Source organism: Xanthomonas sacchari (genome assembly GCF_040529065.1).
Classification (GTDB): Bacteria; Pseudomonadota; Gammaproteobacteria; order Xanthomonadales; family Xanthomonadaceae; genus Xanthomonas_A; species Xanthomonas_A sacchari.
The window spans coordinates 1,642,452-1,669,152 of the sequence record NZ_CP132343.1 but is presented as its reverse complement, the minus strand read 5'-3'; the positions used below and the strand labels follow the sequence as shown (position 1 = coordinate 1,669,152).

Annotated in this window: 20 protein-coding genes; 8 read left to right on the top strand and 12 right to left on the bottom strand. The window is 70.3% G+C overall.

The genetic code is table 11. The annotated features are described in order from the left end of the window. Positions 1-58 precede the first annotated feature (58 nt). The 4 genes from tldD to RAB71_RS07065 all read right to left on the bottom strand — a co-directional run bounded on the left by tldD (position 59) and on the right by RAB71_RS07065 (position 7,793). Complete coding sequence (tldD, locus tag RAB71_RS07080; RefSeq protein WP_104609472.1) at positions 59-1,501, bottom strand: metalloprotease TldD; 1,443 nt, start codon at positions 1,499-1,501, stop codon at positions 59-61. Between the two features lie 184 nt (positions 1,502-1,685). Beyond that, positions 1,686-5,579 carry a YhdP family protein gene (locus RAB71_RS07075; protein ID WP_104609471.1) on the bottom strand — a complete coding sequence of 1,298 codons (3,894 nt, stop codon included), beginning with the start codon at positions 5,577-5,579 and terminating at the stop codon, positions 1,686-1,688. Between the two features lie 157 nt (positions 5,580-5,736). Further along, positions 5,737-7,227 (bottom strand): ribonuclease G, encoded by a 1,491-nt coding sequence (gene rng / locus RAB71_RS07070; RefSeq protein WP_010340444.1) that lies wholly within the window; start codon positions 7,225-7,227, stop codon positions 5,737-5,739. Next, entirely contained in the window at positions 7,227-7,793 is a 567-nt protein-coding gene (locus RAB71_RS07065) for a Maf family nucleotide pyrophosphatase (protein WP_029561748.1), read from the bottom strand. Before RAB71_RS07065 ends, rng begins: the two co-directional genes overlap by 1 nt. 132 nt (positions 7,794-7,925) lie before the next feature. Here RAB71_RS07065 and RAB71_RS07060 point away from each other — a divergent pair, with 132 nt between their 5' ends. The 3 genes from RAB71_RS07060 (at position 7,926) to RAB71_RS07050 (ending at position 12,563) form a co-directional block, all read left to right on the top strand. After that, positions 7,926-8,663 carry an SIMPL domain-containing protein gene (locus tag RAB71_RS07060; RefSeq protein WP_010340442.1) on the top strand — a complete coding sequence of 246 codons (738 nt, stop codon included), beginning with the start codon at positions 7,926-7,928 and terminating at the stop codon, positions 8,661-8,663. 303 nt (positions 8,664-8,966) lie between these two features. Next, the gene (locus tag RAB71_RS07055) at positions 8,967-9,638 is read left to right on the top strand and encodes an energy transducer TonB (RefSeq protein ID WP_010340441.1); all 672 of its coding nucleotides are present in this window, start codon (positions 8,967-8,969) and stop codon (positions 9,636-9,638) included. A 162-nt stretch (positions 9,639-9,800) separates the two neighbouring features. Next, the gene (locus RAB71_RS07050; RefSeq protein ID WP_010340440.1) at positions 9,801-12,563 is read left to right on the top strand and encodes a TonB-dependent receptor; all 2,763 of its coding nucleotides are present in this window, start codon (positions 9,801-9,803) and stop codon (positions 12,561-12,563) included. A 150-nt stretch (positions 12,564-12,713) separates the two neighbouring features. On the opposite strand, the gene rlmH is transcribed toward RAB71_RS07050, so the two are convergent. From rlmH to RAB71_RS07010, 8 genes are all read right to left on the bottom strand, one after another. Continuing rightward, complete coding sequence (gene rlmH, locus RAB71_RS07045) at positions 12,714-13,184, bottom strand: 23S rRNA (pseudouridine(1915)-N(3))-methyltransferase RlmH (RefSeq protein ID WP_010340439.1); 471 nt, start codon at positions 13,182-13,184, stop codon at positions 12,714-12,716. Between the two features lie 22 nt (positions 13,185-13,206). Next, positions 13,207-14,361 carry a hypothetical protein gene (locus RAB71_RS07040; RefSeq protein ID WP_010340438.1) on the bottom strand — a complete coding sequence of 385 codons (1,155 nt, stop codon included), beginning with the start codon at positions 14,359-14,361 and terminating at the stop codon, positions 13,207-13,209. Then, a complete protein-coding gene (gene rsfS / locus RAB71_RS07035; RefSeq protein ID WP_010340437.1) occupies positions 14,354-14,773 on the bottom strand; it encodes a ribosome silencing factor in 420 nt (139 codons plus the stop codon). Before rsfS ends, RAB71_RS07040 begins: the two co-directional genes overlap by 8 nt. Positions 14,774-14,829: 56 nt before the next feature. Continuing rightward, complete coding sequence (gene nadD, locus RAB71_RS07030) at positions 14,830-15,567, bottom strand: nicotinate-nucleotide adenylyltransferase (protein WP_081481885.1); 738 nt, start codon at positions 15,565-15,567, stop codon at positions 14,830-14,832. A gap of 53 nt (positions 15,568-15,620) precedes the next feature. Next, positions 15,621-16,655 (bottom strand): DNA polymerase III subunit delta, encoded by a 1,035-nt coding sequence (gene holA, locus RAB71_RS07025; protein ID WP_010340435.1) that lies wholly within the window; start codon positions 16,653-16,655, stop codon positions 15,621-15,623. A 101-nt stretch (positions 16,656-16,756) separates the two neighbouring features. Beyond that, complete coding sequence (gene lptE / locus RAB71_RS07020; protein ID WP_010340434.1) at positions 16,757-17,371, bottom strand: LPS assembly lipoprotein LptE; 615 nt, start codon at positions 17,369-17,371, stop codon at positions 16,757-16,759. Positions 17,372-17,498: 127 nt separating this feature from the next. Further along, a complete protein-coding gene (gene leuS, locus RAB71_RS07015; protein ID WP_010340433.1) occupies positions 17,499-20,141 on the bottom strand; it encodes a leucine--tRNA ligase in 2,643 nt (880 codons plus the stop codon). A 222-nt stretch (positions 20,142-20,363) separates the two neighbouring features. Beyond that, a complete protein-coding gene (locus tag RAB71_RS07010) occupies positions 20,364-20,978 on the bottom strand; it encodes a DUF998 domain-containing protein (protein WP_267883976.1) in 615 nt (204 codons plus the stop codon). A 163-nt stretch (positions 20,979-21,141) separates the two neighbouring features. Here RAB71_RS07010 and trxA point away from each other — a divergent pair, with 163 nt between their 5' ends. From trxA to RAB71_RS06985, 5 genes are all read left to right on the top strand, one after another. Further along, on the top strand, positions 21,142-22,002 hold the full coding sequence (trxA, locus tag RAB71_RS07005) for a thioredoxin (protein WP_010342372.1): 861 nt from the start codon (positions 21,142-21,144) through the stop codon (positions 22,000-22,002). Between the two features lie 154 nt (positions 22,003-22,156). Continuing rightward, complete coding sequence (locus RAB71_RS07000; RefSeq protein WP_010342371.1) at positions 22,157-22,606, top strand: DUF4442 domain-containing protein; 450 nt, start codon at positions 22,157-22,159, stop codon at positions 22,604-22,606. Positions 22,607-22,812: 206 nt separating this feature from the next. Further along, positions 22,813-23,490, top strand: a complete 678-nt coding sequence (locus tag RAB71_RS06995; protein WP_010342370.1) for a DUF502 domain-containing protein — start codon at positions 22,813-22,815, stop codon at positions 23,488-23,490. Next, positions 23,487-24,269 carry a queuosine precursor transporter gene (locus tag RAB71_RS06990; protein WP_029562004.1) on the top strand — a complete coding sequence of 261 codons (783 nt, stop codon included), beginning with the start codon at positions 23,487-23,489 and terminating at the stop codon, positions 24,267-24,269. The genes RAB71_RS06995 and RAB71_RS06990 overlap by 4 nt, the downstream gene beginning before the upstream one ends. A 199-nt stretch (positions 24,270-24,468) precedes the next feature. Further along, positions 24,469-26,343, top strand: a complete 1,875-nt coding sequence (locus tag RAB71_RS06985; RefSeq protein WP_041500443.1) for a DUF885 family protein — start codon at positions 24,469-24,471, stop codon at positions 26,341-26,343. The last annotated feature ends 358 nt before the right edge of the window (positions 26,344-26,701 follow it).

Sequence of the window (26,701 nt, the reverse complement as noted above, 5' to 3'; positions counted from 1 at the left end):
AGCGCACCGCGGCGCCCGCTTTACCGATTCCCGATTCCCGAATCCCCACTCCCGGCCCCTAAGCCGTCCCGCCCACGGTCAGCCCGTCGATCAGCAGCGACGGCTGGCCCACGCCCACCGGCACGCTCTGCCCGTCCTTGCCGCAGACGCCGACGCCTTCGTCCAGCGCCAGGTCGTGGCCGATCATGCGCACCTTCTGCATGGTCTCCGGGCCGTTGCCGATCAGGGTGGCGCCCTTCACCGGCGCGGTGACCTTGCCGTCCTCGATCAGGTAGGCCTCGGTGGCCGAGAACACGTACTTGCCGCTGGTGATGTCGACCTGGCCGCCGCCGAAGTTGACCGCGTACAGGCCCTTCTTCACCGAACGGATCATCTCCTCGGGATCGTGCTGACCGGCGCGCATGTAGGTATTGGTCATGCGCGGCATCGGCAGGTGCGCGAACGATTCGCGGCGGCCGTTGCCGGTCGGCGCCACGCCCATCAATCGCGCGTTGAGGGTGTCCTGCATGTAGCCGACCAGCACGCCGTCCTCGATCAGGGTGGTGCAGTTGGTCGCGGTGCCCTCGTCGTCGACGTTGAGCGAGCCGCGACGGCCGTCCAGGGTGCCGTCGTCGACGATGGTGACGCCGGGCGAGGCCACGCGCTGGCCGATGCGGCCGGCGTAGACGCTGGTGCCCTTGCGGTTGAAGTCGCCTTCCAGGCCATGGCCGACCGCCTCGTGCAGCAGCACGCCGGGCCAGCCCGGACCCAGCACCACCTGCATCACCCCGGCCGGCGCCGGCACTGCCTCCAGGTTCACCAGCGCCTGGCGCAAGGCCTCGCGGGCGAAGGCTTCCGGACGCCCGTCGGCGAACAGCGTGGTGTAGTCGTAGCGGCCGCCGCCGCCGGCATAGCCGGATTCGCGGCGGCCCTGCTGTTCGACGATCACCTGTACGTTGAGCCGCACCAACGGGCGCACGTCGGCGGCGAGCACGCCGTCGCTGCGCGCCACCAGCACCGTGTCCACGCCGCCGGACAGGCTGACCATCACCTGCTGCACGCGCGGGTCGGCGGCGCGCAGGTACTGGTCGAGCCGCCGCAGCAGTTCCACCTTGTGCGCGTTGTCCATCGCGTCCACCGGGTCCAGCGCCGGGTACAGCGCGCGGCCGCCGCCGCGCTGCAGCGCGTGCGCCGGCTGCGCGCCGCCGTCGCGGGAGATGGCCCGCGCCGACTGCGCCGCGGCCAGCAGCGCGTCGCGGTGGATGTCGTCGGAATAGGCGAAGCCGGTCTTCTCGCCGGAAATCGCACGCACCCCGACGCCCTGCTCGATGGAGTGGGCGCCGTCCTTGACGATGCCGTCCTCCACGCTCCAGCTCTCGCGCCGCGAATGCTGGAAATACAGGTCGCCGAAGTCGATGCCGGGGCCGAGCAGCGTGCCGAAGGCGCGCTCCAGGCTGGTGGCATCCAGGCCGGCGGGAAGCAACAGGCGGGTTTCGGCGAGGCTCAGGGCGTGATCGTTCATGGGCTCAACATGGGGGAGGAAGGCGCGCAGCGCAAGCGGCGGGCGGCACCGCACGGGATGGACAGCGCGCTGTGGGTCTATGTGCGGTCACCCCTATCGCCTCGTAGGAGCGGCTTCATCTGCGACGGGCCTTAACGGTAACGCCCCATCGCGGCTGAAGCCGCTCCTACGGACGGCGCGTGATCTAGGGCGTACCCGACGGCGCCGGCGGCCGCGCCGATTCGCGCTCGATCACGTCCACCTTGGGATCCTTCCACGGCCCGGTGACCCGGTAGGTGCGCGCGCCGATGTTGCCCAGCGGCTTGCCCAACACCGCGTTGGCGGCGGCGCCGACCGCCGCGCCGACCGGTCCGCCGGCCACCGCACCGACCACGGTCAGCAGGTTGCCGGACTTGGGATTGACGTCGATGGTCTGGTCGAACTGCTGCGTGCGCAGGTCGGCCGCGCCGCGGACCTTGATCTCCGCGGCCGGGCCATCGATGACCAGGTTGTCGCTGCGCGCCATGCCGTCGCCGAAGCGGATCTGGCCGTCGATGCGGTTGAAGGCGAAACCCTTGGAGAAGAAGTCGCGGAAATCGAACATCAGCCGCCGCGGCAACTGCGCCACGCTGAGCAGGCCGAGCACGCGCCCGGCGCCCGGGTTCAGTTCCAGCAACTGCCCATTGCGCGCGGCCACGTCGAGCTGGCCCTGCACCGTGGCCAGTTGCAGGCCGGACGGCGTGCCCGGCCAGGCGGCGCTGAGCGTCAGTTGGCCTTCGCCGCCGCGCACCTGCCCGCCGAAATCCAGGTTCTGCATCAACTCGCCCAGGTCGCGGCTGTCGACGTTGGCGTTGAGCCGTGTGCGGGCGGTGGCGCCCTTGCCGCGCCAGTCGCCGCTGATGTCGATCTTCTGCTTGTCCGAGCGCAGGTGCAGCTGGTCCACCTGCATGCCGTCGGCGAGCTTGCGCGTACGCAGCGAGGCCGCGCCGAGCGTCATCGCGCCGAAGCGCAGGTCGTCCACGTCCAGCGCCAGCGCCGGGATGGAGCCCGGGTCCAGGCTGTCGGCGAACGGGCCGGCCGGGACCGGGCCGGCGCTGCCGGCCACGCCGCTGTCGGCGGGCGTGGCGACCACCGCGGTCGGCGTGCCGTCCGCCGCCGGCAACGCGGCCGTGGCCGAGCGCCAGTGCACCCGCGCCAGGCGCCCGCCGAGCACGCCGCCGTCCTTGGTCGGCACGCTGAGGTCGCCGGCCAGGGCCGGGCCATCCAGGTGCACGTCGATGCTGTCGGCCTGCGGCAGCAGGCGCAGGCGGGTGCTGTCGAACACCCCGCCCAGCAACAGCAGATGGTCGGCGAGGATGTCGATGCGGCGCAGCGGCATCGGGTCTTCGCCGCCGTTGGCCGCGGCGGCGTTCGGATCGGGGCGGCTGACCACGCCGATCCAGTCGATGGCGTTCAGCGCCGCGGTGCGCCCGCTCACCACCAGGCCGCTGGCCGGCGGTTCGTCGGCAACGTGATCGTTGCCCATCACCACGCGCACGCCAGTCTTGCCGCCCTGGCTGCGCGCGGCCAGCGCCATCAGCTTGCCGAAGGCCACCTCGATGCGGCCGCTGCCGACCGGCAGCGGCACGTTGACCGAGGTCGCCAGCGGCGTCGCCGGCGCCTTGTCCATCGGCGCCGGCATCAACAGCTCGGTGCCGACCAGGTCCGAGCGCAGTTGCAGCCGCGTCGGCGGCTGCGCGCCGCCGTCGGGCGTCTTGGGCAGGCCGACGCCGATGTTCCAGCGCGAGCGGCCCTGCACGTAGGGCTTGAGCCAGGCCATTTCCGGCACCCGGTCGAGCAGCTCGTTGGCGTCCAGCGCCGCGCTCAGCGCCGCCTCGAAGGCTTGCTGCGGATCCTGCACGCCGTCGCCGGCACGCAGCGCCAGTTCGCCCTGATGGCCCTGGTAGGCCACGCTCAGCTTCTGCGCGGCGAATCCGGTATCGCTGTAATCGGCGCTGCCGCGCATGTCGTCGAAAGCCAGGTCCCAGCGCTTGTCGGCGATGTGCGCGCCGAGCAGGTCGACCGTGCCGCGCAGGTGGTGGGTGCCGACACCGGCACGCAGCGGCTGCAGCAGGTCGAAGGTGACATCCGCCGGGCCCGAGGCGCTGAGCGCATCCAGGGTGTCGCCGTAATGGGCGTGCAGCGGACTCTGCCGCAGCATCGCCAGCAGCTTGCTGGTCTCGGCGCGGGTGCTGGCCAGCACGCTGAGCTGGCCTTCCTTGTAGTCGGGCAGCGCCGCCGACAGCTGCTCCACTGGCACCCCGCCCATGCTGCCGCGGCCGTGCACCTCGAAGCCGTTGCCGATGAAGGCGACGCTGGCGTCCACGTTCTCCACCGCCGGCCAGTCGTGCTGGAAGCGCACCTTGGCGTCCTCCAGCCGCGCGGTCGCCTCGAAGCGGCCGTTGTGGTCGGCGAACGGCCAGTCGTCCAGATCGCCGGAGACCAGCGCATGGCCGTCGCGCAGGCGCCCGCCCTGCAACGCGGCGTCCAGCCAGTCGGTGGCGGCCTTGCTCATCTTGGAATGGACCCAGAACTTCTTGGCCGCCACCACCGGCGCGTCCTGCAGGTCGGCGGCCAGATCGATCCATGGCCGCGAGCCGTCGTCCTGGAAGCGCAGCCCGCCGCGCACATCGGCGCCGTAGTCGCTGCCCTGCACGCGCAACCCCGGGGTCGCCACGCGCAGGCCGTCGCCGTCGCGGAAGGCGACGATGCGCCCGGCCAGTTGGACCTGGTGGACCACGCCGAAGCCGCTGGGCCAGTCGACGCGGACCGGGCTGCCGGCCTCCAGCGCCAGTTCGCCGGCCTGCGCATCGCCGTCGAAGCGGCCGCGCAGCCCGCTCACACCGGGCGCGCCGCCGGCCGGCGCGAATGCCAGCTCGGCCAGCCGGCCCTGGCCGTACAGCGGACCGCCCGGCACCCCGCTCACCGCCACCTGGGTCAGTTGCAGGCGCGGCTTCGCCACCGCCAGCCAGCTGCGCAGGCTGGGCGAAAGGCGGTCGCTGAGCCCGGCCACCGCGATCAGCGGCGCCACGTCGAGATGGTCGCCGAACAGGGCGAAACGGCGCCCGCCGGCCACGGTCAGCCCATCCAGGCGCTGCAGCGGCTGCCCGGCCTGGCCGAACTGCAGCTGCGGCGCATCCAGCCGCCAGCCGCCGTCGATCTGGCGCCAGCGCGCCGTCGCACGGAAGGTGGTGAAGGCCAGCGACGGCCGGGTGCGGCCGTCGGCCAGCGGCGCGCCGCGCAGCCGCAGATCGCGCAGCGTGGCCTGCACGGTCACCCCGGCGACACGGTGCTGCTGCAGGTCCAGCCAGCCCTGGACCTCGCCGACGCCGCCCTGCAGTTCGATCCCGGCGGCATGCAGCAGGCCGGCCCAGCCGGCCAGCTCCGCCGGGCGCACCGCCAGATAGGCCTGGCCGTCGCCGCTGTGTCGGTCCAACTCCAGCACCGCGGTCAGCGGCGCCTGTTGCAGATCGCTCCAGCCCTGCACGCCGACCTGCAGGCGCTCGCCGTTCACGCGCATCCGCAGGTCGATCTTCGGCACCTGCGCTTCCAGGCCCAGCGACGGGGCGTGCACGCGCAGGCGGCCATCGATGACCTGCAGTTCGCCCAGCCCCTGCAGCGCATCCAGCGGATCGCCGCCCTGCCCCGAGGTCGGCAGGCCCTGCACGCTCCAGTTGCCGTCGTCGGCGCGCAGCAGGGTCAGCGCCAGCCCGCGCAGGCGCAGCTCGGTGAACGAGCGCCCGGGCAGCAACCCCGCGTACATCGACACCAGCACCTCGGCCTGGCCGATGCGCACGCCCTCGCCGGCGCCGATGCGCAGGCCGTCCAGGCGCAGCAACGGACCGCGCCGGGTCCAGGCGGTCTCCAGCCGGTCGAAGCGGATCGGCCGTCCGGCGCGTTCGCTCAGCCACGCCGCCACCTGTTGCGGATGCTGCTCTACGAACGGCAGCGCCTGGCTCAGTGCTCCCACCGCCAGGGCCACGCACACCAGCCCGATCGCCACCGCATAGAACGCGAAACGGCGAGCCAGGCGCAGGCGGCGGCGCAGGGGGGGATGCATCAGATGCGGGGAATGGGGAATCGGGAATGGGGAATCGCAAAAGCAGCACGCGAACCGCTCATTGCCGTGTGAAATTCGGCCAAGGAATCCAGGGACGCGTCAGCGCCAACGGCGCGCTCTTCCCCCATTCCCCATTCCCGATTCCCCACTCCCAGCCTCACAACAACACCACGTCGAACTGCTCCTGCAGGTACTGTTCGTCGGCCTGGAAGCGGATGGTCTTGCCGAGGAATTCCTCCAGCTCGGCCACGGCCGCCGATTCCTCGTCGGTGATGCGCGCCACCACCTTGGTCGAGGCGATCACCAGCAGCCGCGCCGCGTCGAACTGGCGCACCGCGCGGGTGATCTCGCGGAAGATCTCGTAGGTCACGGTCTCGGCGGTCTTGATCGAGCCGCGCCCGCTGCATTCCGGGCACGGTTCGGACAGCTGCCGCTCCAGGCTCTCCACGGTGCGCTTGCGGGTCATCTCCACCAGGCCCAGCGGCGAGAACTCGTACACCGTGGTCTTGGCATGGTCGCGCGAGAGCGCCTTCTCCAGCGTGCGCAGCACCTGGCGGCGATGCTCGGCGTCGTCCATGTCGATGAAGTCGATGATGATGATGCCGCCTAGATTGCGCAGCCGCAGTTGCCGCGCCACCGCCTGCGCCGCCTCCAGGTTGGTGCGGAACACCGTCTCCTCAAGGTTGCGCTGGCCCAGGAACGAGCCGGTGTTGACGTCGATGGTGGTCATCGCCTCGGTCTGGTCGATGACCAGATAGCCACCGGACTTCAGCGGCACCTGCTTGTCCAGCGCGCGGGCGATCTCGTCCTCAACCCCGTACAGGTCGAAGATCGGGCGGTCGCCGGTGTACAGCTCCAGGCGCTCGGCCAGCACCGGCATGTACTTGGCGACGAAGGCCTGCAGCCGCTCGAAGGTCTCGTGCGAATCGACCTTGACCTTCTCCACGTCCTTGCGGATCAGGTCGCGCACCGCGCGCAGCGGCAGGCTCAGGTCCTCGTAGATGATGCTGGCCGGGGCGCCGTCGCGGCCGCGCCGCTCGACCACGTTCCAGACCCGCGACAGGTAGGCGATGTCCTCGGCCAGCGCCTCGGCCGGCTGGCCCTCGGCATTGGTGCGGATGATGTAGCCGAAGCCGCCGTGGCTGGCGGCCAGGTCGGCGACCAGGGTCTTCAGGCGCTGCCGCTCGGCCTCGTCCTCGATCCGCGCCGACACCCCGATCACCCGCGACTGCGGCAGCAGCACCAGGTAGCGCGAGGGAATGCTGATCTGCGTGGTCAGCCGCGCGCCCTTGCTGCCGATCGGGTCCTTGACCACCTGCACCACGATGTCCTGGCCGTCGCGCAGCAGTTCCACGATCGGCACCGCCGCCGACACCGGCAGCGGCGTCGCCTCCTCGGTGTCGCCGTTGCCGACCGGCGCCGGCCGCACCACGTCGTTCGCGTGCAGGAACGCCGCGCGCTCCAGCCCGACCTCGACGAAGGCCGCCTGCATGCCCGGCATCACCCGCTGCACCCGGCCCTTGTAGATGTTGCCGACCACCCCGCGGCGCCAGCCGCGCTCGATGTGCAGCTCCTGCAGCATGCCGTTCTCGATGACGGCCACCCGGGTCTCGCGTGGTGTGACGTTGACCAGGATCTCTTGCGACATCACAGCACTCCGAAGGTGCGCAGCAGGTGGTGGGTCTGGTGCAGGGGCAGGCCCATCACCCCGGAATAGCTGCCGTCGAGACGGCTGACGAAGCGTTCGGCGCCGCCCTGGATCGCGTACGCACCGGCCCGCCCCATCGGCTCGCCGCTGGCCACGTAGTCGGCGATGTCGCGCGCGGACAACTCGGCGAAGGTCACCGCCGTCGGCACCAGCAGCACCTCCTCGCGGCCGGCGGCGACCAGCGCCACCGCGGTCATCGCCTGGTGGGTGCGCCCGGACAGGGCCGCCAGCATCGCCGCGGCGTCCCCGGCATCGGCCGGCTTGCCGAACACGCGCTCGTCCAGCACCACTTCGGTGTCGGCGCCGAGCACCACCGCATCGGCGGCATCGGCCAGTTGCGCCCACCCGGCGCGGGCCTTGTCCAGCGCCACGCGGCGCACGTAGGCCTGCGCCGACTCGTCGGCCGCGCGCAGTTCCGGCACCTCGAGATCGAGGATCCGGAACGGCACGCCGAGGCGGGTCAGCAGTTCGTTTCTGCGAGGGGAACGGGACGCGAGATACAGCATGGCCGAAGGATAACCCGAGCGGACTGGCTGAACGAACGCCGATGGCGTGACGATCGCTTCAACCCCGGTGAAGATCACGACGCGTTCATCGTCGCGGCAACACCCTCGCCCCATTCTTCAAGGAGAACCCCGATGCGCGCATTGTCCGTCCGCCCGCTGCTGCTGGCCCTGTCCCTCGCCTTAGGAGGCACGATGACCGCCCACGCCCAATCCGCCGCGCCCGGCTATGCCGTGCCCGCCGACGGCACCCTGCTCAACATCGCCGCGCAGGCCGAGGCCAAGCGCGCGCCCGATGTGGCCGCGATCTCGGCCGGCGTGGTCACCCAGGCCACCGACAGCGCCGCGGCGATGCGACAGAACGCCGAGCAGATGACCAAGGTGCTCGCCGCGATCCGCGCCGCCGGCATCGCCGACAAGGACGTGCAGACCAGCGGGGTCAGCCTCAACCCGCAGTACAAGTACGCCGAGAACCAGGCCCCACAGATCATCGGCTACCAGGCCAGCAACTCGGTCAACCTGAAGGTGCGCGACATCGCCAAGCTCGGCAAGGTGCTCGACGCGCTGGCCGCGCAGGGCGCCAACCAGATCAACGGCCCCACCTTCGAGATCGACGACCCCGAACCGCTGTACGACCAGGCCCGGGTCGATGCGCTGAAGAAGGCGCAGGCGCGCGCGCAGAGCTACGCCAAGGCGCTTGGCCTGCGCGTGCGGCGCATCGTCAGCATTTCCGAGGGCAGCAGCGGCGGCGTGCGCCCGCCGATGCCGATGATGCGCGCAATGGCGATGAAGGCCGAGGCCGACACCCCGGTCGCCGCGGGCGAGAGCAGCGTCTCGGTCAACCTGGACGTGGTGTTCGAACTGGGCAAGTAAGCGGGCTTACCAGGCAACACCTCGCGACGGCGCCTGCGGGCGCCGTCGTCGTGTCCGGCTGCGGCGGCCCCCTGCTCTCGTCGCGATCGCGCCCAGCGCTGGCCCTTGCCCCTCTTGCCAAAGCCACCGCGACCGGCGCACTGTCGAAACGCGGACGGGCGCGCTGACCCCATCCGCCGCGCCCGTGCGTTCAGAGTGGCTGACAAAACGTCGCGAGCAGCCGCCTGGCGGCTGCGCAGTAGGTTTGTTAGCCGCTCTTAGCCGTACCGCAGTCCACGACACTCCTATCGCAGAGGTGGATCCATGGTTCGCACGCAACTCCCCGCCCCGTCCTTCCGCATCGACCTGTCCCGGGTCCTGGCCTACAGCACCGCGATCGCCCTGCACGTGCTGGCCGCCCTGTTGCTGCTGCTTCCGCTCTCGCACGTGACCGCGCCACCGGAACCGGCGCAGGTGCAGCCGCCCTGGCAGCAACCGGTGGTGGTCAAGGTCACGCCGCCGCCGCCGACCATTCCCAATGCCGAGAAACAGGTGCCGACGCAGCCGCGCACGCCCACTGCAGTGCCGGTGCCGACCTCGACGCCGGCGCCAGCGGCCGACAGCAGCCCGGTGGTGCTGGACAGCGCGCCCAATGTCGACCCCACGCCCAGCATCGCCGCGCCCAGCCTGCCGCCGGCGAGCGCGAGTGCGCCGGTGGACGGCATGCAGTTGCAGTACCTGCGCGCGCCGGCCCCGCCGTATCCGCGCGACGCGCTGCGCGATCGCCTGCAGGGCAGCGTGCTGCTGCGGGTGCTGGTCGGCACCGACGGGCAGCCGCTGCAGGTCAGCATCGAGAAGAGCAGCGGCCACCGGGTGCTGGACCAGGCCGCCCGCGACCAGGTGCTCAAGCGCTGGGCGTTCAAGCCGGCGCTGCAGAACGGCACGCCGGTGCAGGCGTACGGGCTGGTGCCGGTCGATTTTTCGATGGACCGCTGAGGATGGCGATGTGCGCGGCCGGGTCTACTCGGCCGCGCGCATTTCGCAAAAATTCACTATTTGTTCACGATAGATACACCTAGATGGGAACCAGCCGGCCGTCAAAAGGTCGGCACTTTCGTCAGAAAGACACAATCTGCGTTTCCAGTTAGGAGAGAAACTGTGAACATTTCGACCCAACGGCGTGCAACCCGCCGTACGCTGCTGTGTGCCTCCGTCGCTGGCGTGCTCGCCGCCCTCGCAGGCCCCGCCGCCTTCGCCCAGGAAGCGGCCACCAATCTCGACCGGATCACGGTCACGGGCTCCAACATCCCGCGCACCGACACCGAGACCCCGTCGCCGGTGCAGGTAGTCACCCGCCAGGAAATCGACCGCACCGGCAAGACCTCGCTGGCCGAGTACCTGCAGACCCTGACCGCCGACGGCGCCGGCTCGATTCCGAAGACCTTCGGCAACGGTTTCGCCGGCGGCGGCGCCGGCATCTCGCTGCGCGGCCTGGGCGCCGGCTCCACCCTGGTGCTGTTGAACGGGCGGCGCATGGCCACCTACGGCCTGGCCGACGATGGCCAGAAGGTCTTCACCGACCTGAGCACCATCCCGCTGGACGCGGTCGAGCGGGTCGAAGTGCTGAAGGACGGCGCCTCGGCGATCTACGGCTCCGACGCCATCGCCGGCGTAGTCAACATCATCCTGCGCAGCGACTTCCAGGGCGCGATCCTGCGCGGCTCCTACGGCCTCTCCGGCGATGGCGACGGCGATGCGCGCAAGGCCACCCTGACCGCCGGTACCGGCGACCTTTCCAGCGACGGCTGGAACGCGTTCTTCAGCCTGGACGTGGGCAAGACCGACGCGATCAAGATCAGCGACCGCAAGGACCGCAAGTGGATCGGCACCGGCGACATCCGCCGCTGGGGCTATGCGGCACAGGACGCGCAGTTCCTCGGCGGCGCCTACCTCAGCGGCGGCACCGCCGGCGGCAGCGGCCCCAATGGCTCGGTGTTCAACACCGCCGGACAGCTGGTCGCCCTCCCCGGCTGCGCCGGCCTGACCACCATCCCGGGCCAGAGCGACGCCACCGCGCAGGCGCAGGGCTGCCTGTGGGATCCGGCGCAGCAGTTCCGCGATCTGACCCCCGAGGAGAAGTACGTCAACGTGTTCGGCCGCGCCAGCTTCGCCTTCGGCGAGGGCGGCGAGATCTACACCGAGATCGGCTACTCGAAGAAGAACACCGTGTTCTCCAATACCCCGTCCGGCGTATCCGGCGGCTGGGGCTACCCGGGCGGCCCGGTCAACGCCAACAGCGGCGCCGGCGCCACCGTGCTCTACGCCGGCCATCCGGACAATCCGCTGCCATACGCCGCGCGCCTGCGCTACAGCGCCTGGGACGTGGGCCCGCGCGTCACCGACAACACCAACGAGTTCAATCGCTTCCTGGTCGGCGTGAAGGGCAACTGGGGCGAGTGGAGCTACGACACCGGCTACCTGCACTCCGGTACCAATCTGATCAACAAGCGTACCGGCTACCTGCGCTACAGCGCCGTGCGCTGCGTGCTCGGCAACCCGGCCTGCCCTGCCGGCACCTGGCGCATCGGCGACAACGCCAACCTGAACTCGCAGGCGCTGTACGACTACATCTCGCCGACCATCAGCGCGCGCGCCAAGTCGGAACTGGACATGTTCGACTTCAACGTCTCGCGCAGCCTGGTCGACCTCAAGGGCGGCCCGCTGGGCCTGGCGATGGGCGCGGAATGGCGCAAGACCAGCAACAGCCTGACCCCGCAGACCTACACCGACATCGGCGACATCATCGGCCTGGGCTACTCGGCCTACGACGGCACTCAGAACGTCTATGCTGCCCACGTAGAGCTGTCCGCGCCGGTGCTGGAGCAACTGGAACTGTCGGCGGCACTGCGCTACGACAAGTACGACGGCGGCGACGGCAAGGCCACCCCGAAGCTGGGCGTGAAGTGGACGCCGGCCAACTGGATCGCGCTGCGCGCCAGCTATGCCGAAGGCTTCCGTGCGCCGAATCCGGCCGAGAACGGCGACGGCGGCCTGGCCGCGTTCTCCAACGCCCGCGATCCGGTGCGCTGCGCGATCGATCCGGCCAACGAGTGCACCGCGCGCTCGGTGGCGATCATCACCCGTCCGAACCCGGCGCTGAAGCCCGAGGAATCCAAGAGCTACTCGGTGGGCTTCGTGCTGCAGCCGACCTCGACGACCTCGTTGACCGTGGACGGCTGGGAGATCAAGCGCACCAACGAGATCGCCCAGGGCAGCACCGCCGACGCGATCGCTGCCGGCAATGTCCTGCGCGACAGCAACAACATCGGCGGCGTCGCCAACAGCGGTACCATCCTGGCGGTCAATACCGGCTACGTGAACGCGAACTCCTCGCGCGTGCGCGGCATCGACACCGACATCCGCCAGACCTTCGAGATCGGTCCGGGTCAGTTGGAGCTGGATGCGCAGTGGAGCCACCTGCTCAAGTTCGAGCGCACCGAAGGCGACACCACCGTCGACTACGTGGGCACGCACGGCAACTGCGACGTGACCAACTGCATCGGCACCCCGCAGGACCGCATCAACTTCGGCACCACCTGGAAGCAGGGCAGCTGGAGCGTGAGCGGCGTGGTCAACTACATCGACAGCATCGAGAACAAGGATCGCCGCGGTGGCGACTACCAGGCCTTCTACGCCGACGGTACGCCGGTCAAGAAGATCGCCTCGTTCACCACCTTCGATCTGTCGGGCCGCTGGAACATCACCGAGGCGTTCGAACTGAACGCGTCGGTGCAGAACGTGTTCGACCGGATCGCCCCGCTGGATCCGACCACCTACGGTGCGGTCAACTACAACCCGCTGCACTTCAGCGGCGCGATCGGCCGCTACTTCACGGTGGGCGCGAAGTACACGTTCAACTGATCGCGAGCGTCGCACAGCGATAAGAAAAAGCCCGGGCGCAAGCCCGGGCTTTTTTGTTGCCTGAGCGGCGCGCAAGTTTCGGCATCACGCACGCCTTGCCGCCGCGCACACGCGATCAGCGATCCGCGATCCGCGATCCGCGATCCGCGATCAGGCGCGATGGTAGGGATGATTGGCCAGCATCGCCGCCGCACGGTACAACTGCTCGGCCACCACCAGCCGCACCAGCATGTGCGGCAGCGTCAGCGGCCCCAGCGACCAGGATTCGCTGGCCACCGCCAGCACCTCTGGCGAGTGGCCCTCGGGACCGCCGATCAGGAACGCCAGATCGCGTCCCTGTCCGCGCCAGTGTTCCATGCGCTGCGCCAGTTGCTCGGAGCTGTGCTGCTTGCCGGGCACGTCCAGCGCCACCACCAGGGCATTCTTCGGCAGCGCCGCCAGGACCCGGCGGCCTTCGTCCTCGATCGCGCGCTGCGCATCGCGGCCCTTGCCGCGCAGGCCGGGTTCGATCTCGACCAGGTCCAGCGGCAGCCAGTGCGAGAGCCGCTTGCGGTACTCGGCGAAGCCCTGCGCCACCCAGGCCGGGGCGCGCTCGCCGGTGGCGATGAGGCGCGCCTTCATCGCGTCGGCCGCCGCGCGCGCATCATCCGCGCTCCGCCATGAAAGCAGTCTCGGCGGCGTCCTGCGCCTCGAGCGCCGCACGCTGCTCGCGCAACCACTGCTTGAGAGTGGACGGCTGCTGCAGCGCGCGCCGGTCCTCGTCGAAATACGCGATCTCGTCCTGCAACTGGCGCTTGATCTGCGCCATCAGCGCATCCAGGCGCCGCGGCTGCGGGCGGCGCTCCAGGGCCAGCCCGTAGTCGGCCACGAACGCATCGACCACCTGCGCCAGCTCCCGCTCGACCTGCTGCAGTTGCGTGGCGAACATCGCGGCGTAGTCGCCGATCCGCTCCTCGGCCATCGCCGCGATCCCGGCGTGATCCAGCTGGCCGATCTCCAACTGCAGTTCAAGCAGGCCCAGCAGATCGTCCTGGCGATAGACACGGTTGAGTTCCTGCATCAGCGCGGTCTTGCGTTCGCGTTGCCGCGCATCGGGCTCGCGGTCCGGGTGCAGCGCCGCGACCAAGCTGCGGTACAGCGCGCGCCGCGCCTGTTGCGGATCGAACTCGCTCGCGGCGGCAGGGCCCGCGCCGGCACGGCGGCGCTTGGCATGCCGTTGCGCGCGTCCGTCCGTATGCGCCCGCTGCTGGTGCTGGCGCTGCTGCAGTTGCGCGTACAGCGTTTCCGGGGACGGCAGGTGCTGCAATTCTTCGATGGTCAGGCCGAACTCGGCGGCGAGCGCCGCCTGCATCGCGGCGTCTTGCATGATGTCGCCGCCCTCGCCTTGCGCGCCGCGGTGGCGTGCATGGATCGGCTTCAGCGCCTCGAACTCCGGCTGTTCCAGCAGCGGCGCGGCCAGCGCGCATAGCGTCTCGGACAAGTCCGCACGCTCGCGCTTGCCCAGCTTGTGCATGGCATGCGCGGCGTCCAGGTCGTGGACCAATTGCGCCTGCGCCGCATCGCGCGCCTGCAGCAGCGGCTCGACCTGCGCATGGAAGCGCTGTTCCCAGCGCGGCAGCGCCTCGCGCCAGTCGCGCAGTTCCTCGCGGGTCCGCTCCAGGCGTTCGATCAGCGCATCGAAGCGTTTGCGCGCCGGGGTGGCCAGCGGCTGTGCAGCGGTGTCGGAACCGGCGCGGAGCCGTGCGGACGGCGCCAGATCGGACGCGGCCGCAGGCACGCCGGCCTGGCGCTTAGGCATCGCGTGCCGAGTCGTCGCCGTCGTCGTCGCCCGGCGGCTGGTCGCCGACCGTCCACAGCCGCTCCAGCGCATAGAACTCGCGCACCCGCGGCAGCATCACGTGCACCACCACGTCGCCGAGATCGACCAGCACCCACTCGGCCTCGCGCTCGCCTTCCACGCCCAGCGGCATGACGTCCAGGCGCTTGGCGTACTTGATGACTTCGTCGGCGATCGACTTGACGTGACGGGTGGAGGTGCCGGAGACGATCACCAGGTAGTCGGTGACGCTGGACTTGCCGCGCACGTCGATTTCCGCCACGTCCTTGGCCTTGAGTTCCTCGACTGCCTCGCGGACGTGGGCGAGCAGGACCGGCAGCGGCGGCGGCGGATTGGGGACTTGGGTCTTGATGACGTGGGCTTGACTGGACAAAGCGGCGAACTCGATGGAATGGGGCGAATTATAGGCGACCCCGGCAGGACGCGTATTCAGCCAGCGGGACCGGTGCCCGACGCATACAGGCCGTGGTCGCGGATATAGGCCGCCACCGGTGCCGGCAGCAAGGCCGCCCAGTCCTCGCCGGCGGCGATCCGCGCCCGCACCAGACTGGCCGATTCGCTGCGCAGCGGCTGCCGCAAGCACCACAGCCGGCCGCCCGGCGCGCGGGTCAGCGCCTGCGGCGTGTCGGCCCAGCGCCCGGCCACCGCCTGCGCCAGTTCCGCCGGCACCGCCCGCTCCCAACCGCTGCCGGCGCGGTCGGCGACGATCAGGTGCGCCGCCTCGAGCAACGCCCGCCACTCGCGCCAGCCGTTGAAGCCGACGAAGCTGTCGCTGCCGATCAGCAGCGCCAGCGGCGCGTCGGCGCCGAGCTCGGCGCGCAGCTCGCGCACCGTGTCGATACTGTAGGACGCCACGCCCGGCCGGGCCTGCGCGCGCCGCACTTCGTGCAGGTCCAGCACCAGCCCCGGCGTGTCGGCGATGGCCAGCGCCAGCATCGCGCAGCGCTGCTGCGCATCGGCGCCGGGCGCCGGCCGATGCGGCGGATCGGCCGCCGGCATCATCCGCACCGGCACCCCGACCGCATCCCGCGCCGCCCGCGCGATCGCCAGGTGGCCGTTGTGGATGGGATCGAAGGTGCCGCCGTAGATGAGGGTGAGAGGCCGAGATTCGGGATTGGGGATTGGGGATTCGCCAACGGCGGGGCTTTCTTCTCGCACATCCGGCATCGCCGGATCGCCGCTGTTGCCAATCCCCAATCCCGAATCCCCAATCCCGGCCGTCATACCACCAACAACCGCACCGCCCGCGCCTCGGCGATCGCCAGCAGCAGGCGCTCCAGGGCGATCCAGGCGTCGCCGTCGGCGCGGCCCTTGGCGATGCGGTCGATACGGCCGGCCTCGGCGGCGAAGCGTTCCCAGCGGCGCGGTTCGGCGTGGCGCTGCAGGGCGCGCTTGAACGGCGCCTGCCGCGATTCCCAGATGCCCTGCCCCTTCATCTCCGCGGCCAGGTTGCCGCCGGCGGCCTGCACCTTGGCCAGCGCCGCGGTGCGCAGCAGTTCCTTGATCAGGATCGGCAGCAGCGCGGCCACCGCTTCGCCCTCGGCGCGCAGGCCGGCGAGCATGCGCCGCACCGCCGGCGCCTGTCCGGCGAGGGTCGCCTCGGCCAGGCGGAACACGTCGTAGCGGGCGGCGTCGGCGACCAGCGACTCCATCGCCGCCACGTCCAGGCCCTGGCCGTCGGCCAGCAGGGCCAGCTTGTCGATCTCCTGCGCCGCCGCCAGCAGGTTGCCCTCCACCCGCTCGGCCAGGCGCTGCACCGCGCCGGCATCGGCGCGCAGGCCCTTGCTGCGCAGGCGCCGCTCGATCCAGTCGCCCAGTTCGTGCGGCTTGATCGCCCAGGCCACGGCGATGGTGCCGATACGGCCGACTGCGTCGGCCCACTTGCCCTGGTGGGCCTTGCTCCATTCGTTGCAGGTGATCAGCAGCACCACGTCCGGCGGCGGATCGGCGCAGAACGCGCTGATGACCTCGCCGCCCTCCTTGCCGGGCTTGCCGCTGGGCAGGCGCAGTTCGATCAGCCGCTGCGCGCTGAACAGGCTGGGTGCGTTGAAGCTGGAATACAGCTGGCCCCAGTCGAAGTCGCGGCCATCGGCGTCGAACACCTCGCGCTCGCCGATGCCGGCGGCGCGTGCGCGAGCGCGGACCGCGTCGGCGGCTTCGAGCACGCGCAGGGTTTCCGGACCGGCGATCAAGTAGACCGGCTGCAGCGGCTGCGACGCCGGCTGGGTGGCGAGTTGTTCGGGACGCAGTTCCATGGCGACAGCCTACGCTGCTGCAGGCGGATGCGGCCAACGCCGCGCGCCTGCGGCGAACGGCGCGGCCGCCGCATGCGGCGGCGAAGGCAGCAGGGCGAGGCTCAAGGCTGCGGCGTGGTCGCCGGCTTGTCTGCGGCCGGCGTGGCGTCGGCCGGCTTGCCTTCCACCGGCGTGCCGTCGGTCGACGGCGGCGCGGCGTTGACGTCCTTGCCGTCGCGCACCTGCGCGCGCACCACGCTGTCGATCCGGCGCAGCATCGACGCCGACATCTCGCGGCGCAATTCGTCGGCCAGGATCTCGCGCTCGGTGGAGGTACCGGTGGCGTCGGTCGGCGGCGACACGTAGTCGCGCGACAGCTCGATCACCTGCTGCGGCACCAGCACGCTGCCGTCGGCGCGCCGGAACACGAAGATCGCGGCGTAGCGCAGGCTGTATTCCTGGGCGCGGCCTTCGGCGTCGAGCGCGATCGGCAAGTCGCCCCAGCGCTCGGACAGCACTTCCAGGCGGGCCACGCCGGTGTTGACGTCCTTGGGCGCGATCTGCGCGCCGGCTGCGCGCAGGCCGCGTTCGAGCAGCTTGGCCAGCTCGCTGTACGGCGCCGAGGACACCACCTTCACCGACGGCGTATCGGCCGGCAGGGTCAGCTTGTTGCGCAGGTGGAAACCGCAGGCGGTCAGGGACGCCGCGAAGACGAGAGCGAGCAGGAGTCGGGTCATGGACACAGTCTGGAGGAGCCGGCTGGGCGCGGCAACAGGCCGCTAGCCTGCCGCACGTCGCGTGAACGCGGGTTGAGACCTGATGCCGCACCGCGCGGCCGCGCTGCGGCCGCCGCGGCGCGCCGGCTCACGCCGCCACCAGGTTCACGATCTTGCCCGGCACGATGATGATCTTGCGGATGCTCAGGCCTTCCAGGAACTTGGCCGCATTCGGCTCGGCCTGGGCCAGCGCCTCGATCTGCTCGCGCGGAGTGTCGGCGCCGACCTCGATGGTGCCGCGCAGCTTGCCGTTGACCTGCACCGCCAGGGTCACCGCGTCGCGCACCAGCGCGGCCGGGTCCGGCTGCGGGAACGGCACGTCTTCCAGCAGCGTCGCCGGATGGCCCAGCGCCTGCCACAGCGCGTGGCTGGCGTGCGGGGTGATCGGGTTGAGCAGCAGCACCGCCGCTTCCAGCGCTTCCTGGCGCACCGCGCGGCCCTGATCGCCGGCGTCGTCGAACTTGGCCAGCGCGTTGGTCAGTTCCATCACCGCGGCGATGGCGGTGTTGAAGCTGTGGCGGCGGCCGTAGTCGTCGGCGACCTTGCCGATGGTCTCGTGGGTCTTGCGCCGCAGCGCCTTGTGCTCGGCATTCAGCGCGGCCGGGTCCAGCGCCGGCGCGGCGCCGTCGGCGACATGCTTGTGCACCTGCGCCCACAGCCGGCGCAGGAACCGCGCCATGCCGTCGACACCGGCCTCGTTCCACTCCAGCGACTGCTCCGGTGGCGCAGCGAACATCGAGAACAGGCGCACCGTGTCGGCGCCGTACTTGCCGACCATCGCCTGCGGATCCACGCCGTTGTTCTTGGACTTGGACATCTTCTCGGTGCCGCCGATCAGCACCGGCTGGCCGTCGCCGCGGTGCACCGCGCCGATCACCCGCGCCTTGTCGTCGCGCTGCACGTCCACGTCGGCCGGGTTGATCCAGTCCTTGGAACCGTCCGGGTTCTGCCGGTAGAAGGTCTCGGCGATCACCATGCCCTGGGTCAGCAGGTTGGTCGCCGGCTCGTCGCTGTCCACCAGGCGCGCGTCGCGCAGCAGCTTGTGGAAGAAGCGGAAGTACATCAGGTGCAGGATCGCGTGCTCGATGCCGCCGATGTACTGGTCCACCGGCAGCCAGTAGTTGCCGCGCTTGTCGACCATGTCCTTGGCGCCGGGCGAGGTGTAGCGCGCGTAGTACCAGCTCGACTCCATGAAGGTGTCGAAGGTGTCGGTCTCGCGCTCGGCCGCCGCGCCGCACTGCGGGCAGGTGGTCTTGCGCCATTCCGGGTCGGTCTTCAGCGGCGAACCGGTGCCGCTCAGCGCCACGTTCTCCGGCAGCAGCACCGGCAACTGGTCTTCCGGCACCGGCACCGCGCCGCAGCTCTGGCAGTAGATCACCGGGATCGGGCAGCCCCAGTAGCGCTGGCGGCTGACGCCCCAGTCGCGCAGGCGGTAGTTGACCCGGCGCTGGCCCTGGCCCTTGCGCTCGAAGCGCTCGGCCAGCGCTTCGAACGCGCCCTGGAAGTCCAGCCCGTCGAACTCGGCGGAATTGACCAGTTCCAGCTCGCGGGTCTTGTCGCCGTACCAGTCCTGCCAGCGGCTCGGATCGTAGCTGCGCTCGTCGTCGTTCTTCGGCGCCTTCAGCGCGATCACCTGGCGGATCGGCAGGGCGTACTTGCTGGCGAATTCGAAATCGCGCTGGTCGTGGCCGGGCACCGCCATCACCGCGCCGGTGCCATAGCCCATCAGCACGAAGTTCGCGACCCACACCGGCACCTGCTCGCCGCTGATCGGATGCACCGCGGTCAGGCCGGTGGCCATGCCGCGCTTTTCCTGGGTTTCCAGTTCGGCCTCAGAGACGCCGCCCTGCTTCAGCTCGGCCAGCAGCGCGGCCAGCTGCGGATTGGACTTGGCCGCATGCAGCGCCAGCGGGTGCTCGCTGGCGATGGACACGAAGGTTACGCCCATCAGCGTGTCCGGGCGCGTGGTGAACACGCGCAGCGGGTCCAGCGCACTGCCGTCGGCGTCGCGCACGTCGAACTGGATCTCCAGGCCCTCGGAACGGCCGATCCAGTTGCGCTGCATGGTCTTGACCGATTCCGGCCAGCCCGGCAGCTGATCCAGGCCGTCCAGCAGTTCCTGCGCGTAGTCGGTGATGCGCAGGAACCATTGCGGGATCTCGCGCTTTTCCACCAGCGCGCCGGAGCGCCAGCCGCGGCCGTCGATGACCTGCTCGTTGGCCAGCACGGTCTGATCGATCGGGTCCCAGTTCACCACCGCGTTGCGGCGGTAGGCCAGGCCCTTGCGCATCAGCCGGGTGAACATGCGCTGCTCGTGCACGTAGTACTCGGGCCGGCAGGTGGCGAACTCGCGCGACCAGTCGATGGCGTAGCCCAGCGACTTGAGCTGGCTGCGCATGTGGTCGATGTTGGCGTAGGTCCACTTCGCCGGCGCGGTCTTGTTCTTGATCGCCGCGTTCTCGGCCGGCAGGCCGAACGCGTCCCAGCCCATCGGCTGCAGCACGTTCTTGCCGATCATGCGCTGGTAGCGGCTGATCACGTCGCCGATGGTGTAGTTGCGCACGTGGCCCATGTGCAGCGCCCCGGACGGGTACGGCAGCATCGACAGGCAGTAGAACTTGGGCTTGTCGGAGGTCTCGTCGACCTCGAAGGCGCGGGTGGCGTCCCAGAACTGCTGGGCGGAGGATTCGACCTGCTGCGGGTCGTAGGCGGTGGGCTCGACGGCGGACATGGAAACGGGCAAGGGCCAGGCGGCAACAAAGCGGCCAAGGGTACCGTAGCGCGGCAAGCCGCTCCAATCCCGGCGACGGACGGCACTGGCGCGCAACGCCCGCGCACGCTCCGGCAGGCGCAGGGACCACCGCTGCAGCGGCGTCGGCGCCGCGGGCGAGCGCGGCGGGCCGCGGCCAAGGCAGCGCCCGCCGCGCCGGCCAACTGCGCAAGACCGGCAGGGTCAGCCGCGGCGCGCGACCGCCCGGGGTCCGGGCCAGCACGCCAGCAGTGCCAGCCAGCCCCACCACAGCAGGAACACCAGCCGCTGCGCCAGCGCCGGCGACAGCAGCCGGTCCAGCGCGAACGCGCCCAGCGCTACCAGCAGCGCCATCGCCAGCGCCAGCGCGGCCCAGACGCGCGCGGCGGGATCGCGGCGCGCGCCCAGCCCCAGCAGGGCCGCGGCTGCCACCAGCGCCACCACCCACAGCAGCCAGGCGCTGGCATGCAACTGGGTCGCGCGCGCTTCCAGGTCGGTCGGGTCCAGCGGCAGCAGGCCCATGCCGGCGAAGGCCAGGCCGGCCAACAGCAGCAATTGCCCGCCGACCCGCAGCGACCAGGGCGTCTGGCGGCCCGCGCGGCGCAGCAGCCGCAGCGCCAGTCCCATCGCCAGGCCCCCAGGCAACACGAATGCCAGCAGGTTGAACGCCCAGGCATGCGGGATGCCGCGCGCACCGAGCAGGGCCAGCGGATGCGACCACGGCAGATAGCCGGGCAGCACCGCGCCGAAGCCCAGCATCGCCACCACCGCGGCCACCGCCAGCAGCGGCCCGATCCAGCGCAGCACCCGTTCGCTCACCTCGCCCATCCGTTCCCGTCCTTTCGCGCCGGCATGGCGCCCGAAACCCGGCATTGTCGCCGCTGCGGCCGCGGCCGGCATCCGTGTCACGACGCCGCCGCCCTTGCATCGGCGCCGCCGCGCCTCCATACAGAGCGTCTTCTCGACTGCGATGACGCCGCCCATGTCCGACACGCCCCACGTTTTCGACGCCAAGACCGAGACCTTCGAAGCCGATGTGCTGCAGCGCTCGCTGCAGACGCCGGTGCTGGTGGACTTCTGGGCGCCCTGGTGCGGCCCGTGCAAGACCCTGAGCCCGATCCTGGAAAAACTGGCGGCCGAGTACAACGGCGGCTTCGTCCTGGCCAAGGTCGACGTGGACCAGGAACAGCAGATCGCGGCGGCGTTCCAGATCCGCTCGGTGCCGACGGTGTTCCTGGTCAAGGGCGGACAGCTGGTCGACGGCTTCCCCGGCGCCCTGCCCGAAGGCCAGTTGCGCGAGTTCCTGACCCAGCACGGGATCGTGCCGCTGGCGGCGCAGGAGCCGGCCGAGGACGTGCCGGCCGCGCCGCTGGATCCGCAGGCCGAGGTGCAGCGCCTGCGCGAGGCGGTGGCGGCCGAGCCGGACAAGGACGAGCTGAAGCTGGATCTGGCCCTGGCCCTGGTCAAGGTCGGCGCCGCCACCGAGGCCGAGACCCTGATCGACGCGCTGCCGGCCAACCTGGCCACCGACGAGCGCGCGGTGCGGGCGCGGGCGCGGCTGGGCTTCGTCGGCGCGCTGCAGGCCGCGCCGCCGCTGGAGACCCTGCAGGCGACACTGGCGCAGGATCCGGCCGACCTCAAGGCGCGCTACCTGCTGGGCGTGCGCCACCTGGTCGGCGGCGACGACGCGGCCGCGCTGGAGCAGTTCCTGGAGATGCTGCGCCAGGACCGCACGTTCGAGGACGGCCTGCCGAAGAAGGCGCTGATCGACGCGTTCCGGGTGATCGAGGACGAGGACCTGGTGGGGCAGTACCGCCGCAAGATGTCCGCCCTGCTGTTCTGAGGCGGCCGCGGCACTGGCGTCGGCGGGCCGCGTGCGCCGCCGACGCCGTCGCGGCGGCCGGTCAGGCGCGCCAGCGCGACACAGGCGCCCCGCCGATGCACCATACGCATGCGTCTGGTAGGCTCGCGTTCTCTGTTCCAGCCCCTCTCGCACGATGAAGCCATCGCTGTTCCGCCTGGGCCTGAACCTGTGGCCGCCGTTCCTATGCGCCGGCATCCACGTGACCGCGCTGAGCGCCGACTACCGCCACGCGCGGGTCGAACTGCGCATGCGCCCGTGGAACCGCAACTACGTCGGCACCCATTTCGGCGGCAGCCTGTTCGCCATGACCGACCCGTTCTGGATGCTGCTGACCATGCAGAACCTGGGACGCGACTACTACGTCTGGGACAAGGCCGGCAGCATCGAGTTCGTGCGCCCGGGCCGCGGCACGGTCAGCGCGCAATTCGACCTGGACCAGGCCCTGTTGGACGAACTGCGCGCCGCCACCGCAAGCGGCGACAAGTATCTGCACTGGTTCGAGACCGACGTGGTCGACGCCCAGGGCGAGGTGGTGGCGAGGACGCGCAAGCAGCTGTACGTCAAGCGCAAGCCGGCGCGATAGCGCGGCCGACCCGCGGTTTCGCCAAGGCCTGTCCTGTCTCTGCGCAAACGGGCACACACTGCGAGCTGACGCGACCTCAACTTGCGCGCGCGGCGCGACGATTCGGCTGGCGTGCGCACGCCCCGGCCCAATCGCAGCTGCACAACCGCGCCGCGCGACCATGCCGCGCCGCACCAACGGCCATCAGGCGCCGCTACACTACGCGGATGTCGCCCGATCTCGCCGCCCCCGCTCCCCGCCCGTCCCTGCAACGGCTGTTCTTCACCGGCCTGCTGACCCTGTTGCCGATCTGGCTGACCTGGGTCGTGGTCAAGTTCGTGTTCGTGCTGCTGTCGGGCATCAGCAGCCCCTGGGTGGTGCCGCTGTCGGTGCGCATCGCCGCCTCGTTCCCGCGCGAACTGGGCTGGGCGACCGCGCAGTGGGTGCAGAACACCATTGCCCTGATCGCCACCCTGGCGGTGATCCTGCTGGTCGGCTTCCTGAGCCGGCGCATGATCGGCCAGCGCCTGCTGCGCTGGTTCGAGGCGGTGATGCGCCGCATCCCGCTGGCCAGCGTGGTCTACGACAGCGTGCGCAAGCTGGTGGACATCCTGCAGACCCAGCCCGGCAGCACCCAGCGCGTGGTGCTGATCGACTTCCCGCACCGGGACATGAAGTCGGTGGGCCTGGTCACGCGGGTCATCAAGGAACACGGCACCGGCCGCGAGCTGGCCGCGGTGTATGTGCCGACCACGCCCAACCCGACCTCCGGCTACCTGGAGATCGTGCCGGTGGAACTGCTCACGCCCACCGACTGGAGCGTGGACCAGGCCATGAGCTTCATCATCTCCGGTGGCGCGGTGGCGCCGGAGAGCGTGCCCTTCACCCGGACCATGGACCGCTGACGCCGATGCGCCGCGGCACGCTCGACGATCGCGCGGTCCGGCTGTTCATCGCCCTGGCGGCGTTCTTCTGCGTCAACGCCGCGCTGGCCGAATTCATCGGGGTCAAGATCTTCGCCTTCGAAGACACTCTGGGCATCGCACCGCTGAACTGGAACCTGTTCGGGCAGACCGGCTCGATGAACTTCACTGCCGGCACCCTGCTGTGGCCGCTGGTGTTCATCCTCACCGACACCATCAATGAGTTCTTCGGCCGCCGCGGCGTGCGCTTCATCTCCTGGTTGGCGGTGGGGCTGATCGGCTACGGCTTCCTGTTCGCCTTCGCCGCGATCGCGCTGGCCCCGGCCGGATTCTGGGTCACCGCCGCGCAGAACCAGGGCGTGCCCGACTATCAGGCCGCGTTCGCCGCGGTGTTCGGCCAGGGCATGTGGACCATCGCCGGCTCGCTGGTCGCGTTCATGGCCGGCCAGCTGATCGACGTGGCGGTGTTCCACCGCATCCGCAGCGTGACCGGCGAAAAGCACGTATGGCTGCGCGCCACCGGCTCCACCGCAGTCTCGCAGCTGATCGACAGCTTCGTGGTGATCTACATCGCCTTCGTGCTCGGCCCGCAGCACTGGTCGATGCAGCTGTTCCTGGCGGTGAGCACGCTGAACTACATCTGCAAGATGCTGCTGGCGGTGCTGCTGATCCCGCTGCTGTACCTGATGCGGCGGCTGATCACCGACTATCTGACCCCCGAGCGCGCCGAGCAACTGCGCGAGGAAGCGGCCGCCGACTGAACGCCGGCACACGCGCGAGCGCCCCGCACGCCCTCGCGCGCGGCCATCGTGCAGCGCCGCAGAGGCCGCTGCCGCCTGGCCCGTCGCGCCACGGCGCCCGCCCGCGACAGGGCGGCGGGCGCCCGCGGGCAGCGGCCATGGGTGGCCTCGGCGGTGCGGATCGGGCAAGCTCCCCGCTCGCTTGTCGTTGGAGCCCGCAATGCCGCCCCGCTTTTCCCGCCTGCTGTCCCTCGCCATCGCCACCGCCCTGAGCCTGTCGCTGGCGGCCCCGGCGGATGCGGCCAAGAAGAAGACCACCAAGCAGACCACCGCGCAGACCCGCGCCAAGGCCAGCAAGGCGCGCAAGGCGCGGCCGGCGCCGGCCCCGGTGGTGCTGACCAAGGCGCAGCAGTTGAACAAGCTGTACGACGACTACTGGGAAGCCTCGCTCAAGCTCAACCCGCTGCAGGCCACCTTCCAGGGCGACAGCCGCTACAACGACCAGTTGCCGAACTTCCTCTCGGCCGCGTTCCGCCAGCAGTCGCACGACTTCACCGTGGAGTGGCTGAGCAAGGCCGAGGCGATCGGCAAGGATGGCCTGACCGGGCAGGACCTGCTCAGCTACGAAATCTTCGTCGGCGATGCGCGCAACGCACTGGAGGCGGAGAAGTACCCGAGCTGGATGCAGCCGGTGAATCAGTTCTACAACGTCGGCAGCATCATGGTGATGCTCGGCTCCGGCACCGGCGCGCAGCCGTTCCACACGGTCAAGGACTATGACAACTGGTCGCGGCGCGCGCTCGGCATCCCGGCGCTGTTCGACCAGGCCATCGCCAACATGCGCGAGGGCATGAAGGCCGGCGTGGTGCAGCCGCGCGCGCTGATGGAGAAGGTGCTGCCGCAACTCGATGCGATCATCAAGCCCACCGCCGAGGAGAGCCTGTTCTGGGGCCCGGTGCGCAATCTGCCCGCCGACATCCCCGAGGCCGAGAAGCAACGCATCACCGCCGAATACAAGCGCATGATCGAGTACCGCATCATGCCCGCCTACCGCTCGCTGCGCGGCTTCATCGCCACCGAGTACCTGCCGGCCACGCGCAGCACCGCCGGCGTCGGCGCCCTGCCTGGCGGCGATGCCTGGTACGCCTGGAACGTGCGCCAGAGCACCACCACCGACCTGACCCCCGCCCAGATCCACCAGATCGGCCTGGACGAGGTGGCGCGCATCCAGGGCCAGATCCAGGCGGTGATGAAGCAGGTGCGCTTCCGCGGCTCGATGCAGAAGTTCTTCAAGTTCATGCAGACCGACAAGCGCTTCAGCTTCAGGAGCGAGGACGAACTGCTGAGCTACTACCGCGGCCTGGAGGGCCGGGTCGACGCGGCGGTGCCGCGCATGTTCTCGCTCAAGCCTAAGGCCGCGTTCGAGATCCGCCCGGTGGAACCGTACCGCGCGCAGTCGGCGGCCAGCGGCTCGTACATGCGCCCCAGCGAGGACGGCCGCCCCGGCATCTTCTACGTCAATACCTACGACCTGCCCAGCCGCAAGACCTGGGATGCGGAAGACCTGTACCTGCACGAGGCCATTCCCGGCCACCACTTCCAGCTCGGCCTGCAGCAGGAGCTGACCAACCTGCCCAAGTTCCGCCGCTTCGGCGGCGAGACCGCCTTCATCGAAGGCTGGGGCCTGTATGCCGAGTCGCTGGGCAAGGATCTGGGCCTGTACCAGGACCCGTACAACTACTTCGGCTACCTGCAGAACGAGTTGTGGCGCGCGATCCGCCTGGTGGTGGATACCGGCCTGCACAGCAAGGGCTGGACCCGCGAGCAGGTGATCGACTACATGCTGCAGAACTCGGCCACCAGCCGCACCGACGCCGAAGCCGAGGCCGAACGCTACATGGCCATCCCCGGCCAGGCGCTGTCCTACAAGATCGGCGAGATGAAGATTCTGCAGTTGCGCGACTACGCCCGCACGCAACTGGGCGACAAGTTCGACATCCGCGAATTCCATGCCGAAGTGCTGAAGGACGGCTCGGTGCCACTGAACGTGCTGCAGGAGAAGATCGAACGCTGGGTGGCGAGCAAGAAGGGCTGAGCGGGGCGCCGCTTCGCTCGCGGGGAACGCGGGCTGAGGCGTCGCGGGATTTTGTAGGAACGGCTTCAGCCGCGACAGTCTCCGCCGCCGACACTGCCTCGCCTGCGCGTCGCGGTTGAAACCGCTCCTACGAAAGGTCGCATCGGCGGCGGCGCCATCGCCCTCCCGCTGCGTCCATCCCACTCGGTGCGGATAGCGCGCCGGTTTCCATCAAGGCATCAGACGCACACGAACCCATTGTGGGAGGGACTTCAGTCCCGACGCGGTTCACTGCAACGCATCGGGACTGAAGTCCCTCCCACAACAGCAGGAGCCGCCGACATCAGCTGCGACCCCACCGGCCAAGACGGCGTACGGT